General features: G+C 68.9%; 13 protein-coding genes. 3 read left to right on the top strand and 10 right to left on the bottom strand.

Annotation, left to right across the window (positions count from 1 at the left end):
* Positions 1–119: 119 nt before the first annotated feature.
* From HWX07_RS05530 to HWX07_RS05485, 10 genes are all read right to left on the bottom strand, one after another.
* On the bottom strand, positions 120–590 hold the full coding sequence (locus HWX07_RS05530) for an Lrp/AsnC family transcriptional regulator (protein ID WP_077220271.1): 471 nt from the start codon (positions 588–590) through the stop codon (positions 120–122).
* A 13-nt stretch (positions 591–603) separates the two neighbouring features.
* Positions 604–1,632, bottom strand: a complete 1,029-nt coding sequence (doeB, locus tag HWX07_RS05525; protein ID WP_012337136.1) for a N(2)-acetyl-L-2,4-diaminobutanoate deacetylase DoeB — start codon at positions 1,630–1,632, stop codon at positions 604–606.
* A gap of 4 nt (positions 1,633–1,636) precedes the next feature.
* Entirely contained in the window at positions 1,637–2,845 is a 1,209-nt protein-coding gene (gene doeA / locus HWX07_RS05520) for an ectoine hydrolase DoeA (protein WP_175875529.1), read from the bottom strand.
* 10 nt (positions 2,846–2,855) lie between these two features.
* On the bottom strand, positions 2,856–3,860 hold the full coding sequence (locus HWX07_RS05515) for a cyclodeaminase (protein WP_175875528.1): 1,005 nt from the start codon (positions 3,858–3,860) through the stop codon (positions 2,856–2,858).
* 1 nt (position 3,861) lies between these two features.
* Complete coding sequence (gene eutB / locus HWX07_RS05510) at positions 3,862–4,833, bottom strand: hydroxyectoine utilization dehydratase EutB (RefSeq protein ID WP_175875527.1); 972 nt, start codon at positions 4,831–4,833, stop codon at positions 3,862–3,864.
* Between the two features lie 107 nt (positions 4,834–4,940).
* Positions 4,941–6,353, bottom strand: coding sequence for a PLP-dependent aminotransferase family protein (locus tag HWX07_RS05505; protein ID WP_175875526.1), 1,413 nt, complete (start codon positions 6,351–6,353; stop codon positions 4,941–4,943).
* A 177-nt stretch (positions 6,354–6,530) separates the two neighbouring features.
* A complete protein-coding gene (locus HWX07_RS05500) occupies positions 6,531–7,358 on the bottom strand; it encodes a CoA ester lyase (protein WP_175875525.1) in 828 nt (275 codons plus the stop codon).
* 16 nt (positions 7,359–7,374) lie between these two features.
* Positions 7,375–8,553: a CaiB/BaiF CoA-transferase family protein gene (locus HWX07_RS05495; RefSeq protein WP_175875524.1), complete on the bottom strand. Its 1,179-nt coding sequence runs from the start codon at positions 8,551–8,553 to the stop codon at positions 7,375–7,377.
* 12 nt (positions 8,554–8,565) lie between these two features.
* Positions 8,566–9,729 carry an acyl-CoA dehydrogenase family protein gene (locus tag HWX07_RS05490; RefSeq protein WP_175875523.1) on the bottom strand — a complete coding sequence of 388 codons (1,164 nt, stop codon included), beginning with the start codon at positions 9,727–9,729 and terminating at the stop codon, positions 8,566–8,568.
* Positions 9,730–9,767: 38 nt separating this feature from the next.
* Positions 9,768–10,628, bottom strand: coding sequence for a MaoC family dehydratase N-terminal domain-containing protein (locus HWX07_RS05485; protein WP_175875522.1), 861 nt, complete (start codon positions 10,626–10,628; stop codon positions 9,768–9,770).
* A 322-nt stretch (positions 10,629–10,950) separates the two neighbouring features.
* Here HWX07_RS05485 and HWX07_RS05480 point away from each other — a divergent pair, with 322 nt between their 5' ends.
* Genes HWX07_RS05480 through HWX07_RS05470 form a run of 3 tightly spaced genes read left to right on the top strand, consistent with a single transcriptional unit; the run spans position 10,951 to position 13,797 of the window.
* Positions 10,951–11,430, top strand: coding sequence for a MarR family transcriptional regulator (locus HWX07_RS05480; protein ID WP_175875521.1), 480 nt, complete (start codon positions 10,951–10,953; stop codon positions 11,428–11,430).
* Positions 11,427–13,550: an FUSC family protein gene (locus tag HWX07_RS05475; protein ID WP_175875520.1), complete on the top strand. Its 2,124-nt coding sequence runs from the start codon at positions 11,427–11,429 to the stop codon at positions 13,548–13,550. The genes HWX07_RS05480 and HWX07_RS05475 overlap by 4 nt, the downstream gene beginning before the upstream one ends.
* A gap of 34 nt (positions 13,551–13,584) precedes the next feature.
* Positions 13,585–13,797 carry a DUF1656 domain-containing protein gene (locus tag HWX07_RS05470; protein ID WP_006481008.1) on the top strand — a complete coding sequence of 71 codons (213 nt, stop codon included), beginning with the start codon at positions 13,585–13,587 and terminating at the stop codon, positions 13,795–13,797.
* Position 13,798: the final 1 nt, after the last annotated feature.

Here is a 13,798-nt window from a genome sequence, read left to right as displayed (position 1 = left end):
TGCGTCTCCTCGTTGGTGGGCACGAACTTCATTGTGTCGCGCCCGCGCATGCGGAAATTTTGGTCTGCACAGCCGGAATTGCCGGTTTTTTCCGTATTGCCGCGCGCCGGCGCGAACTTTTACAGCCAGTCCGGCGCGCCGCCGGATGCGCACTTCACGACCTTCGTCACGATGTACGTGAAGTAGCGCTCGATGCCGAGGTCTTCCATCAGCAACGCATCGATGAAGCGCTGGTAATGGTCGATGTCGCGCGCGACCACGTGCAGCACGTAATCGACGCCGCCGCCCGTCGCATAGCACTGCGCGACCTCGGGTGCCGCGGCCACGCGATCCTCGAAGCGCCGCATGTCGGGCGCGGTGTGCCGCGACAGCGTCACCTCGACGACGATGCGGCTGCCGGAAAACGTGCCGATCCAGTCGACGTCCGCGCGATAGCCGCGAATCACGCCGCTTTCCTCCAGCTTGCGCACGCGCTCCCATGCCGGCGAAATCGACAGGTTCACGGCTTCCGCGAGCTTCGACTTCGTGATGCGCCCGTCGCGCTCGAGCAGGCGCAGGATCGCGAGGTCGTATCGGTCGAGCTTGATCACGTCGTGCGCGTCCTCATACGGCCACCGGAATGTTGCGCTCGACGATGTCGGCCACCACCGCGATCGTGTCGCCGGTCTGCACGATGCCCGGAAAATGCCGCGCCGCGAGCAGCCCGCGCCGCCGCGCGACGTACTCGACCGGCGTGACGCCCGTGCGGTCGATGTCGTGCACGCGCGCGAGCACGTCGCCGGCCTCCACCTCGCTGCCGAGATCGCGGCACATCTCGAGCAGCCCGCGATGCTCGCTGGTCGTGAAGCACGAGCCGTCCGGCATGTCGAGCAGCGTCGTCGTGCTGCGAGGGGCATTGCCGTCGATGACGTCCTTCGCTATCACGCCCGCATGCGCGAGAAATCCATACACGCCGCGCTCGGCAATCGCGACGCTCGCAGCCGTCGACGTGCCGCCACCGCCCAGCTCGGTCGACACGAACACCTTGCCGGCTTCCTCGGCCGCGCTGTCATAGAGGCCGACGCTGTCGAGTTCCAGCATGCGCATCGAATACGGCGCGCCGAACGCACGCATCGCCCGCTCGCAGCGTGCTTCCTGATCACGGTTCTCCAGCACGTGAATCGCCGCGAACGGCACGAAGTCGAGCGTGCGGCCGCCCGCGTGAATGTCGAGCACGTGCGTCGCGAGCGGCAGCAAATGACGCTGGAAGTAGTCGGCGATCTTCTCGGTCACGGTGCCGTCCGGGCGGCCCGGGAAGCTGCGGTTCAGGTTGCCGGCATCGATCGGCGACGTGCGGCAACCGGCGCGAAACGCCGGATAGTTCATGAACGGTACGACGATCACGCGGCCGGTCACGTCGGCCGCCTTCAGCGAACCGGCGAGCTTCGACAGTGCGACCGGCCCCTCGTATTCGTCGCCATGATTGCCGCCGGTCAGCAACACCGTCGGCCCGTCGCCGCGCTTCACGACGGTCACCGGAATCATGATCGCGCCCCACGCGGAATCGTCGCGCGAGTAAGGCAGCTTCAGGAAGCCGTGCTGTTCGCCATCCGCGTCGAAATCGACGGTCGGTGTAATCGGGGAAGCACGCATCGCCCTACTCCTTCACGAACAGCTTGCGCGGCACGTTGCAGAACGTCTCGACCCCGGTCTCGGTGATCAGGATGCTTTCCGTGATCTCCAGCCCCCAGTCGTCGAGCCACAGCCCCGGCATGAAATGGAACGTCATGCCGGGTTCGAGCACGGTACGGTCGCCCGGGCGCAGGCTCATCGTGCGCTCGCCCCAGTCGGGCGGATAGCTCGCGCCGATCGGATAGCCGCAGCGGCTGTCCTTCTCGATGCCCGCGCGGCGCAGCACCGCGAAGAACGCGTTCGCGATGTCCTCGCACACGTTGCCGGGTTTCGCGGCCGCGAGCCCGGCTTCGATCCCTTCGACCACCGCGCGCTCGCCTTCGATGAAGTGCGCGGGCGGCTTGCCGAGATGGACGGTGCGCGACAACGGGCAGTGATAGCGGCGGTAGCAGCCGGCGATCTCGAAGAACGTGCCGGCGCCGCGCGCGAACGTCGAGTCGTCCCAGGTCAGGTGCGGCGCGGCCGCGTCGGCGCCGGTCGGCAGCAGCGGCACGATCGCCGGATAGTCGCCGCCGAAGCCGTCCGCGCCGCCGATCCCGGTCGCATAGATCTGCGCGACCAGGTCGCTCTTCTTCATGCCCGGCTCGATCGCCTCGACGATGTGCGCATGCATCCGCTCGACGATGCGCGCGGCCACGCGCATGTATTCGATCTCACGCGGCGACTTCACCGCGCGCTGCCAGTTGACGAGCGCGGTCGCGTCGACCCAGCGCGCGGCCGGCAGGTGCTTTTGCAGCGACGCATACGCCGCCGCGCTGAAGTAGTAGTTATCGAGCTCGACGCCGATGCGCAGCGTGCTCCAGCCGCGCGCCGCGATGACTTCGGTCGACAGGTAATCCATCGGGTGGCGTGCCGTGGACTGTACGTAATGGTCGGGATAGCCGACGATGTTCTCGTGCGCCATGAACGCGGTGCGCTTCGCGCCGTTCGCGTCCTGGTTGCGGCCGAACCACACGGGTTCGCCGTCCAGCGCGAGCAGCACGCACTGGTGCACGTAGAACGACCAGCCGTCATAGCCGGTCAGCCAGCCCATGTTGGTCGGGTCGGTGACGATCAGCAGGTCGATGCCGGCCCGCTCCATCGCCGCGCGCGTCTTCGCGATGCGCGCGGCATATTCGCTGCGCGCGAACGCGAGACGCGGCGCGGCTGTCTGGGTTTCGATGACTGCGGACATCTGTCTCCTCTCAAGTCGTGAGGTCGTTGTGGAAAATCGTGCCCACTTCCGCCGCGCGGGCGCGCTGCAGCGCGAGCACGGCAATCGCGGTGTCCTGCGCGCCGGTGCCGGTGAGGTCGCAGATCGTGATCTCGTCGCGATGCGTGCGGCCGTCGCGGCGGCCGGCGATCACTTCGCCGAGTTCGGGAAACACTGCGTCGGCTGCAACGGCCCCGGCCGCGATCGCGTGCGCGAGTTCGCCGGCCACCCGAGTCTGCTGCAACCGGTCGCAGAAATACCGTGCGGCGCCGAACACCGACGGCGCGAGTTCGGTCTTGTAATCGGCGTCGGAGCCCATCGCCGTCACGTGCAGCCCCGGGTGCAGGTCTTCCGCGTGCACGAGCGGCGCGCGGCTCGGCGTGGTCGTCACCGCGATGTCCGCGTCGGCCAGCGCCGCATGCACCGAGCGCGCGACCGTCGCATCGATGCGGTGCACCGCGCGCACGTCGGCCGCGAATCGCGCGGCACGTTCGGCGTCGCGCGCCCACACCGTCACGTGCGAGATGTCGCGCACGAGCATCAGCGCGGCCAGTTGCAGCCGGGCCTGCTCGCCCGCACCGACGATCGCCGCACGGCGCGCATCGGCGCGCGCGAGCCGGCGCGCGGCCACGGCGCCTGCCGCCGCGGTGCGCACGGCCGTCAGGTAGCCGTTGTCGAGCAGCACGGCCTCGGTCAGGCCGGTACGCGCCGATAGCACGAGCATCAACCCGTTCAGGCTCGGCAGCCCGAGCGACGGGTTATCGAAGAAGCCGGGGCTGACCTTGATCGCGAAGCTGTCGAAGCGCGGCAGGTATGCGGTCTTCACGTCGACTTCGGCGTGGCGCGCCGGTAGAGCGAGATTCAGGATCGGCGGCATCACGACCGCGTCGGTCGCGAGCGACACGAACGCGGCCTCGACCTGGTCGATCGCGGCGAGATCGAGCGGCACCAGCGCACGCAATTGCGCCTGGCCGAGCAACGTGACGGGATGGGCCATGTCAGTTCTCCGAAACGAGCCGGCGATGCACGGCCATGTCGATGTTCGCGCCGCTCACGACGACCACGATCGGGCCGCCGCGATCGCGGCGCACGATCCGCTCCTCCAGCAACGCGGCAAGACCGACCGCGCCGGCGCCTTCGACGACCAGTCGCTCTTCGCGATACGCATGCGCGATGCCGCGCGCGATCGACGGCTCGTCGAGCAGCACGACGTCGTCGGCCAGCGCGCGCGTCAAGTCGAACGTGTAGCGGTTGTCCAGACCGATGCCGCCGCCGAGCGAATCGGCCAGCGTCGGCTGCTCGGCGACGTCGACCGGGCGGCCGGCCGCAAGGCTCGCATGCATCGCGGCGCCGCGCGCCATCGATACGCCGATCACGTCGATCGACGGCCGGATCGCCTTCGCGGCAAACGCGACGCCGCTGAACAGGCCGCCGCCCGACAGCGGTACGACCAGCGTCGCCGTATCGGGCAGCGCTTCGAGGATCTCGACGCCGATCGTCGCCTGGCCCGCGATGATGCGCGGATCGTCGAACGGCGGTACGTACGCATAGCCTTCGTCGCGCACCAGGCGCCTTGCTTCGAGCTGCGCGTCGTCCTGGCTCTCGCCGACGATCACCACGCGCGCGCCAAGCGCCGCGACCGCATCGACCTTGTTGGCCGGCACCAGCGACGACATGCAGACGGCCGCCTCGATGCCGAGCGCGCGTGCCGCATACGCGATCGCGCGGCCGTGGTTGCCGGTCGACGCGGTGACCACGCGCGTCACGCGTTGCGCGGCGAGTTCCGCGAGTGCATTGGTCGCGCCGCGCAACTTGAAGCTGCCGGTCGGCTGCAGCGTCTCGAGCTTCAGATGGACAGGGGCGCCGACGCGCGCGGACAGCGCGGCGGACGCGACGAGCGGCGTGCCGTCGGCGCGCCCGGCGAGGCGGCGGCGCGCGCGATAAACGTCGGACAGCGACAGGAAGGACATGGAACGCGCGCCTCGCGACGGATGTGATGCGATCCAGTCTAATGTTCCAAATCGCGCTTTCGAATGTCCTGATACATTGCGCGCGACGTCGCGGCGGCGCCGCCGGTTCAGTGGAAATCGTTCAGGTGCGGATACTGTTCGAACACGCCCGCGATCGTCTCGAGCGCGGCATTGCACGCGGCATCTGAGGTTTCGGCGCCGATGCACACGCGCACCGCGTTCGGCCGCTCCGTGCCGCCGACGAGAAACGGATCGGGCGACGTCACCGCGATCTTGCGGGTGCGCAGTTCGCGCACGATCCGCTCGGCCTGCCAGTAGTCGGGCACGCGCAGCCACGCCGACAGCGCGTTCGGGTGCGCACCGAGCACATACGGCCCCAGCGCGGTCTTCACCATCTCCTGACGCACGGCGAGCCGCTGGCGCTGCAGTTCGACGAGCCGCCGCGCGGTGCCGTCGACGATCCAGCGCGTCGCGATCTCCGCGATCGGCGACGTCGCCATCCAGCTGCTCACGCGCAGCACGCTCTCGACGCGCAACGCGAGCCGCCGCGGCATCGCGAGATAGCCGGTGCGCAATCCGGTCAGCACCGATTTCGTCATGCTCGTGCAGTAGAAACCGAGCTCCGGGATCAGGCTGGCGATCGGCGTGCCCGTCTTCTCGGGCAGCGGGCCGTACACGTCGTCCTCGATCACGTACACGCCGTAGCGCGTCGCGATGCGCGCGATCGAGCGCCGCCGCGACTCGGGCATCAGCGACACCGTCGGATTATTGAGGGTCGGCGTGCAGACGAGCGCACTGATCCGTTCGCCGTCGCACATCTCCTCGAAATGTTCGGGACGGATGCCGTGCTCGTCCATCTCGAGTCCTTTCAACGTAAACCCGAGCACGTTCGCGGAGCCGATCACGCCGTGATCGGTCAGGCTCTCGCACAACACGGTGTCGCCCGGCCCGACGATCGACGCGAGCGCGAGAAAGATGCCATGCGCCGCGCCGTTCGTGACCAGCAGCGATTCGCGGTGCACCGGCATGTTCAGCGACGCGAGCCACGCGGCACCGGCGTCGCGATGCGCGTCGAGCCCGGCGATCGGCCGGAACGAGCGGATCCACGGCTGATCGTCGGTGCCGGCCAGCGCCGCGCACACGCTGCGCCACGCGGCATCATGCTCGGGCGTGTGCACGATGCGCGCGATCGAGAAGTCGACCAGTTCGCGCTCGGTCGTATCGAGGATGTAGTTCGACATCGATTCCGTCACGCGCGCGGCCACGAAGCTGCCGCGGCCGACCTCGCAGCGGATCAGCCCCTGGCGCTCCAGTTCCTTGTACGCGTTGGTGACGGTCTGCACACTGACGCCGAGGCTCGACGCGACGTCGCGCTGCGGCGCGAGCCGCGCGCCCGGCGCGAGCGCGCCGTTCTCGATGTCGCTGGCGATCGCCTTCACGAGCCGCTTGTATTTCGACTCGATGCCGTGCACCGCGCCGAGCGCGTCGCGCCAGCCTGCCGATACCTCGGTCCGTCCCATCTCGATGTCTCCGTCGTGGCTTCCGCATGGTCGCTCAGAAAGACACCCTGAAAATATTGTCCTAGTGCAATCGCGGGCGAAAGCAGGACGTTGCGGGTCGAATCGGACGGTGCAATCGGCGTGCCCGAACGGATACCGCGCGGCACTTCGATTGTTCGGAGGAATGGCGCGGGCCGCCTACCCGCACAGAATGCGCCGTGCCTTCAGGATCACCGGCATGTCGATCATCCTGCCGTCGAGCGCGACCGCCGCGCCGCCGCTCGCGTCGACGGCATCGAGTACGCGCCGCGCCCAAGCCTGCTCCGCGTCGGTCCACGCATACGCACGATGCACCGCGTCGAGCTGCTTCGGGTGAATGCACAGTTTTCCGCCGAAGCCGAACCGCCGCGCGTCGCGCGCATGCCGTTCGATCGCGGCGGGATCGTCGATGATCGTCGATACGCCGTCGACCGGCGGCGCGATCCCCGCCAGCCGCGACGCGAGCACGATCCGCGAGCGGAATGCGTTCAGTTCCTCCCCGTCGCCGTCGATGCCGAGATCGACCTGGAAATCGAGCGTGCCGAACGCCACGCGCACGACGCGCGGCGCGGCACACACCTGATCGAGCCCCGCGATGCCGGCCGCCGTCTCGACGATCGGCAGCAGTTCCAGCGTGCCGTGCGCGTGCGCGAGCACGGCATCGAGCTGCGCACGCGTCTCGCACTTCGGCAGCATCACGCCGGTTGCGCCCGGATGCGCGGCGATCGCGGCGAGGTCGTCGGCGAACCACGCGGTATCGGCCGCATTCACACGCACCCACACGGGCCGCGCGGCATCGAGCTGCGCGACGACCGCGTCGCGCGCCGCCGGCTTGCCGTCCGGCGGCACCGCGTCCTCGAGATCCACGATCACCGCGTCGGCGCCGGCCGCGCGCGCCTTCTCGATGCGCTCCGGACGATTGCCGGGAACGAACAGCCACGAACGGGCGGAGGCGGAGGCACTGGCGGAAATCGTGGTGGTCGTCATCGTCGTGAAAGCGCAATCAGATCGTGCCGTTCGCGCGCAGCACATCGATCCGCGCGCGGTCGTAGCCGAGTTCGGCGAGGATCGCGTCGGTATGCTGGCCGAGCGCCGGCACCGCGTCCATGCGCGGCTCGACGCCGGCGGGCACCCCGGGCGGCAATAGCGCGGGCACCGGGCCAGCGGCCGTGTCGACGCTGCGCCAGCGCTCCCGTGCCTGCAATTGCGGGTGCCGCCATACGTCGTCGAGCGTGTTCATCCGCGCGTTCGCGATCCCGGCCGCGTCGAGCCGCTGCATCACGTCGGCGGCCGTCAGCGTCGCGAACGCATCGACGATCAGCGCATCCACCACGTCGCGCGCCGCATGCCGTTTCGAATTCGCATTGAAACGCGGATCGTCGGCAAGCGCTGGCTGCCGCAGCACCTGCTCGCAGAACAGCTTCCATTCGCGCTCGTTCTGCAGCCCGAGCATCACGGTCTTGCCGTCACCGGCCGGGAATGGCCCGTACGGGCAGATCGTCGCGTGCGACGCGCCCGACGGCGCGGGCGGGCTTTGGCCGTCGATCGCGTAGTAGAGCGGGTAGCCCATCCACTCGACCATGCTCTCCAGCATCGACACGTCGATCCGGCAACCTTCACCGGTGCGGCCGCGCATCAGCAGCGCGCTCAGGATGCTGGTGTACGCGTACATGCCGGCCGCGATGTCCGCGATCGAGCAGCCGGCCTTCGCCGGTTGCCCGGCCGAGCCCGTGATCGACAGGAACCCGGCTTCGCTCTGGATCAGCAGGTCGTAGGCCTTGCGGTCGCGATACGGGCCGTCGCCGCCGTAACCCGAGATGTCGCAGACGATCAGGCGCGGATGCGTGTGCTTCAACGCGTCGTAGCCGAGGCCGAGCCGCTCGGCCGCGCCGGGCGCGAGATTCTGCACGAGCACGTCGGCATCCGCGAGCAGCGCGTCGAGGACGGCGGCCGCATCGGGTTGCTTGACGTCGAGCGTCAGGCTCTCCTTCGAGCGGTTCACCCACACGAAGTGCGACGACAGCCCGTGCACGCGTTCGTCGTAGCCGCGCGCGAAATCGCCGCTGCCGGGCCGTTCGATCTTGATCACGCGTGCGCCGAGATCGGCGAGCTGGCGTGTGCAGAACGGCGCCGCGATCGCATGTTCGAGGGTGATCACCTTGATGCCGTCGAGGGGTCGCATCGTCAGCCTCCGTCAGAACGAGCGCGGCAGGTCGAGGATGTGCTCCGCGACGTAGGCCAGGATCAGGTTGGTCGAGATCGGCGCGACCTGGTACAGCCGCGTCTCGCGAAACTTGCGCTCGACGTCGTATTCACATGCGAAGCCGAAGCCGCCGTGGAATTGCAGGCATGCGTTCGCGGCCTCCCACGACGCGTCGGCCGCGAGCAGCTTCGCCATGTTCGCCTGCGCGCCGCACGGCGCGTGCGCATCGAACCGGCGCGCGGCGTCGAAGCGCATCAGGCTCGCGGCCTCGACGTTCACGAACGCGCGCGCGATCGGAAACTGCACGCCCTGGTTCTGCCCGATCGGGCGACCGAACACGACGCGCTCCTTCGCGTACCGCGACACCTTGTCGATGAACCAGTAACCGTCGCCGATGCACTCGGCCGCGATCAGCGTGCGCTCCGCGTTCAGCCCGTCGAGGATGTACTTGAAGCCTTGCCCCTCCTCGCCGATCAGGTTCTCGGCCGGAATCTCGAGGTTGTCGAAGAACAGCTCGTTGGTCTCGTGATTGACCATGTTCGGAATCGGCCGCACCGTCAGCCCGTGACCGATGGCGTCGTGCAGGTCGACGACGAAGATCGACATCCCTTCGGACTTTTTCTTGACGTCGGCGAGCGGCGTCGTGCGCGCGAGCAGGATCATCAGGTCCGAATGCTGCACGCGGGAGATCCACACCTTCTGCCCGTTGATCACGTAACGATCGCCGCGCCGCTCGGCGGTCGTCTTGATCTTCGTCGTATCGGTGCCGGTGGTCGGCTCGGTCACGCCCATCGACTGCAGGCGCAGCTCGCCGCTCGCGATCTTCGGCAGATACGCGCGCTTCTGTTCGGCCGAACCGTGGCGCAGCAGCGTGCCCATGTTGTACATCTGCCCGTGGCACGCGCCGGAGTTGCCGCCCGCGCGGTTGATCTCCTCCATGATGATCGACGCCTCGGTGAGCCCGAGCCCCGAGCCGCCGTATTCCTGCGGAATCAGCGCGGCGAGCCAGCCGGCCTTCGTCAGCGCGTCGACAAACGCGTCGGGGTAGCCGCGCGCGTCGTCGATCTGGCGGAAATACTCGCCGGGAAACTGGCTGCACAGGTCGCGCACCGCTTCGCGGATGTCCTGGTACGGGTCGTGTTGCGTCGTCTGCATGTCCGTCGTCGATGAAGGGAGAAAGGAAAGGAAGCGCGTCACGCGAGAGTCGCGGTGGCCTGCATCGTCAGCCAGCCGTCGCGGTCCTTCGCCCACAGCTCGATCGTGCGGCCGTCGTCCGACGGCTTGCCGCACAGCGTGAACGGCTGCTCGTCGAAGGTCGGGCGCACCGCGCGGAACGCGAAGCTCGCGAGCGTCGCGTCCGGCCGTTCGCGGTGCACGAGATCGACGAGCAGCGTCGCGATCAGCGGGCCGTGCACGACGAGCCCCGGGTAGCCTTCTTCCTGCGTCACGTAGCTGCGGTCGTAGTGAATGCGATGGCCGTTGAAGGTCAGCGCCGAATAGCGGAACAGCATCACCGCGTCGGCCGTGACCGTGCGCGACCACGTTTCGCCCACCGGCGCGGCGACGGGCTTCGGTGCGGGCGCCCCCGGCTGCGGCGCGTCGCGATAAACGATGTCGTGCTCCTCCTCGACGCACAGCGCGCCGCCGGCTTCGATCCGGTGCTGCACCGTCACGAACCCGAGCCGGCCGCTGCGGCCCGTCTTGTCCTCGATGTTCGCGATCGTCGATTCGCGTGTCGCGCGCTGCCCGACGCGCAGCGGCGCATGGAACGTCAGCCGGCCCCCGGCCCACATGCGGCGCGGCAGCGGCACCGGCGGCAGGAAGCCGCCACGCTTCGGGTGACCGTCGGGGCCGACCTCGGCCAGCGGCGCGACCGGCAGGAAGTAGAGCCAGTGCCACATCGGCGGCACGGTATCGCCGGGCGACGGGCGGTCGAGCGTGGCGGCCAGCGCGTTCAGCGGGAACGCGGTGATGTCGTCGCCGAGCGTTTCGGTCTTGCCGAGCCATGCGTCGAGCGACGCGGGGGCGGCAGGCTGCGGGGATGAGGTCGGCACGTCGGTCTCCGGTGCGCTTGCAATGACCCTAATATGCACGCCACGCGCGGCTTCGCGAAGTCGGCTTTCCCGAACCGGGGCTTCGAATTTGCTTAACGCGCGCGGGCGGGCGCCGTGCTGCCGGACGGTTCTCGTCTGACTATTCAATATAGTCGGCCCGCCGAACGTGCGCGGTTCGCGGTCGCCGGCCTTGCCGCTTGACCCCGGCCGACACGCCGCCTAAATTGCTTCAGACGGGCCGGCCGGGGCGCATGCGACGTGTCATCCGGGTGACAAAAACGATAGTTTGCTATCGAATGTTTTTGCCCCTATCATCTCGCCCATGACCAATCTGCACGACCTCCGCCTCGCCGTCAGCAGCCTGCTCGTGCTCACCGCGCGCAAATGGCGCCGCACCAGCGACGGCATGCTGAGCGCGTACAACGTGTCCGAGGCCTGCGCGACGCCGCTGCTGATCGCCGGGCGCCTAGGCGAAGGCGTGCGGCAAGGCACGCTCGCCGAACACGTCGGCATCGAAGGGCCGTCGCTCGTGCGCCTGCTCGATCAATTGTGCGCGGCCGGACTCGCACGCCGCGACGAGGACCCGCACGATCGCCGCGCGAAGACGATCTCGCTGACGGCCGCCGGCCGCGCGGTCACCGCGCAGATGGAGGAAGACCTGCGCGCGCTGCGCGCCCAGGTGCTCAAGGGTGTGTCGCGCGCCGATCTCGAAGCCACGCTGCGCGTGCTGAACGCGTTCAACGCAGCCGACCCGCATCCGCCGGCGTCGCGCCCGCCCCACTCCGCCGATTCCGCGTCATGACCTATCCGAGCCTCCGCGACTGGCTGTTCTCGGGCAAGACGTTCGCCGCGTCGATGCTGGCGCTGTACCTCGGCCTGTACTTCCAGTTGCCGCGCCCGTACTGGGCGATGGCGAGCGTCTACATCGTGTCGAACCCGTTCGTCGGCGCGACGCGCTCGAAGGCGCTGTACCGCGCGCTCGGCACCGCGCTCGGGGCGGCCGCCGCGATCTTCTTCGTGCCGCCGTTCGTCGAGACGCCGCTCCTGTTCAGCATCATCGTCGCGACCTGGTGCGGCACGCTTCTGTACCTCGCGATCTCCGACCGCACCGCGCGCAGCTACGTCTTCATGCTCGCCGGCTATACGATGCCGCTGATCGCGCTGCCGACCGTCACCGATCCGTCCACCGTGTTCGACGTCGCGATCGCGCGCACCGAGGAAATCGTGCTCGGCATCGTGTGCGCGAGCGTGGTCGGCAGCACGGTGTTCCCGAACCGCCTCGCGCCGACGCTGATCGAGCGCACCGACGCGTGGTTCAAGGACGCCGCGTTCTACGGCCGCGAAACGCTGTCCGGGCACCTGGCCGGCAAGGCGCTGTCCGCGTGCCGGCAGCGGCTCGCCGCGACCATCACCGGCCTCGAGTTCCTGCTGAGCCAGCTGGGCTACGACCACGCGCATCCACGCGTGCTGGCCCGCGCACAGGCGCTCGCGGGCCGGATGCAGCTATTTTTGCCGCTGATGTCGTCGCTCGCCGATCCGCTGATCGCGCTGATGCGCGACCTGCACGTGCGCCCGCCCGCGCTCGACGCGCTGCTGGCCGACGCCGCGAAGTGGTTCGACGCGCCGCTGCCGGCCGTGAAGGCCGGCTCCGACGGCGCCATGGCGCACGATCCGGTCGCGGACGACCTGCGCGAGCGCATCGCCGCGCTGCAGCCGCCCGACAGCGCACTGACGAGCTGGGACGGCGCGCTGATGTCGAATGCGCTGTGGCGGCTGCGCCAGGTCATCGACATCTGGCAGGACTGCCGCTCGCTGCGTGCGCTGATCGCGAACGAGTCGGGCGTGTGGCAGCCGCGCTACCGGCACTGGCGGCTCGGCGGCACCGAACGCTTCTTCGATCGCGGGATGATGCTGTTCTCGACGCTGACCGTCGTGTTCGCGATCGTGTTCGCGTGCTGGCTGTGGATCTCGTCCGGCTGGCACGACGGCGCGGCCGCCGTCACGCTCGTGGCCGTGTCGTGCAGCTTCTTCGCCGCGCTCGACGAGCCCGCGCCGCTGGTGTTCAAGTTCTTCCTGTCGACCGCCGCGAGCGTCGTGTTCGCGGGCCTGTACCTGTTCGTCGTGCTGCCGCACGTCCACGATTTCGCGATGCTCGTGCTGATGTTCGCGGGCCCGTTCATCCTGATCGGCACGCTGCTGCCGCGCCCGCAGTTCAACATGGTGACGATGCTCGTCGCGGTGAACACGGCCACCTTCATCAGCATCCAGAGCGCGTACGAGGCCGATTTCTTCGTGTTCCTGAACAGCAACCTCGCGGGCGTCGCCGGGCTGCTGTTCGCGTACGTATGGACGCGCGCGACGCGGCCGTTCGGTGCGGAACTCGCGGTGCGGCGCCTGCTGCGCTCGGGCTGGGAGGACGTCGCGCGCTCCGCGTCGACACAGCCGCTCGACGATCAGCGCAACCACGCATCGCGGATGCTCGATCGCGTCACGCAACTGCTGCCGCGCCTCGGCGCGTCCGACGACCACCGCCACCCGTCGATCGAAAGCTTTCGCGATCTGCGCATCGCGCTGAATGCGCTCGACCTGCGCCGCTCGCGGCGCCGGCTGTCGGGCGACGTGCCCGACGCGATCGATCGCGTGCTGGCCGGCGTCACCGATCACTACACCCGCTGCGCGGCCGCGAACGCGCGCCAGCCGGTGCCGCCCGCGCTGCTCGCGACGATCGACGACGCGCTGCGGCGCGTGGCCGGCCGCAGCCTGCCGGACAGCACGCAGGCCGACGGCGTGCCCGCTCCCGCGGTGCCGGCCACGCACCGCCGGCTGCGCGACACGCTGCACGCGCTCGTCGGCCTGCGCCTGTCGCTGTATCCGGCCGCGGCCGCGCAAGCGCCGCAGGCGCCGGACGGAGCGCGCGCATGAGCCGGCTTTCCACCTTGTCATTCCAACCGCGACCATGATCGGCGAAATCGATATCTTCGGCGTGTTCGTGCCGGCCCCGCTCGTGCTGATGCTGATCGCGTACCTGATCAACATCGTCGTGCGCGCGGTGCTCGAGCGCGTCGGCTTCTACCGCCTCGTCTGGCACCGTTCGATCTTCGACCTCGGCATCTACGTATTCGTGCTGGCCGCCGTCGTGATCGTGTCCCACCAACTCGTGGCTACCTAAC

Source organism: Burkholderia sp. BCC0097 (assembly GCF_902832985.1).
In the GTDB taxonomy this organism is placed as follows: domain Bacteria; phylum Pseudomonadota; class Gammaproteobacteria; order Burkholderiales; family Burkholderiaceae; genus Burkholderia; species Burkholderia orbicola.
This window is presented reverse-complemented; position numbering and strand designations above follow the sequence as displayed.

Bases quoted from the DNA above. Each gene is read 5' to 3' on its own strand.
- doeB (WP_012337136.1), bottom strand. From the start codon at position 1,632: ATGCGTGCTTCCCCGATTACACCGACCGTCGATTTCGACGCGGATGGC.
- doeA (WP_175875529.1), bottom strand. From the start codon at position 2,845: ATGTCCGCAGTCATCGAAACCCAGACAGCCGCGCCGCGTCTCGCGTTC.
- HWX07_RS05515 (WP_175875528.1), bottom strand. From the start codon at position 3,860: ATGGCCCATCCCGTCACGTTGCTCGGCCAGGCGCAATTGCGTGCGCTG.
- eutB (WP_175875527.1), bottom strand. From the start codon at position 4,833: ATGTCCTTCCTGTCGCTGTCCGACGTTTATCGCGCGCGCCGCCGCCTC.
- HWX07_RS05505 (WP_175875526.1), bottom strand. From the start codon at position 6,353: ATGGGACGGACCGAGGTATCGGCAGGCTGGCGCGACGCGCTCGGCGCG.
- HWX07_RS05500 (WP_175875525.1), bottom strand. From the start codon at position 7,358: ATGACGACCACCACGATTTCCGCCAGTGCCTCCGCCTCCGCCCGTTCG.
- HWX07_RS05495 (WP_175875524.1), bottom strand. From the start codon at position 8,553: ATGCGACCCCTCGACGGCATCAAGGTGATCACCCTCGAACATGCGATC.
- HWX07_RS05490 (WP_175875523.1), bottom strand. From the start codon at position 9,729: ATGCAGACGACGCAACACGACCCGTACCAGGACATCCGCGAAGCGGTG.
- HWX07_RS05480 (WP_175875521.1), top strand. From the start codon at position 10,951: ATGACCAATCTGCACGACCTCCGCCTCGCCGTCAGCAGCCTGCTCGTG.
- HWX07_RS05475 (WP_175875520.1), top strand. From the start codon at position 11,427: ATGACCTATCCGAGCCTCCGCGACTGGCTGTTCTCGGGCAAGACGTTC.
- HWX07_RS05470 (WP_006481008.1), top strand. From the start codon at position 13,585: ATGATCGGCGAAATCGATATCTTCGGCGTGTTCGTGCCGGCCCCGCTC.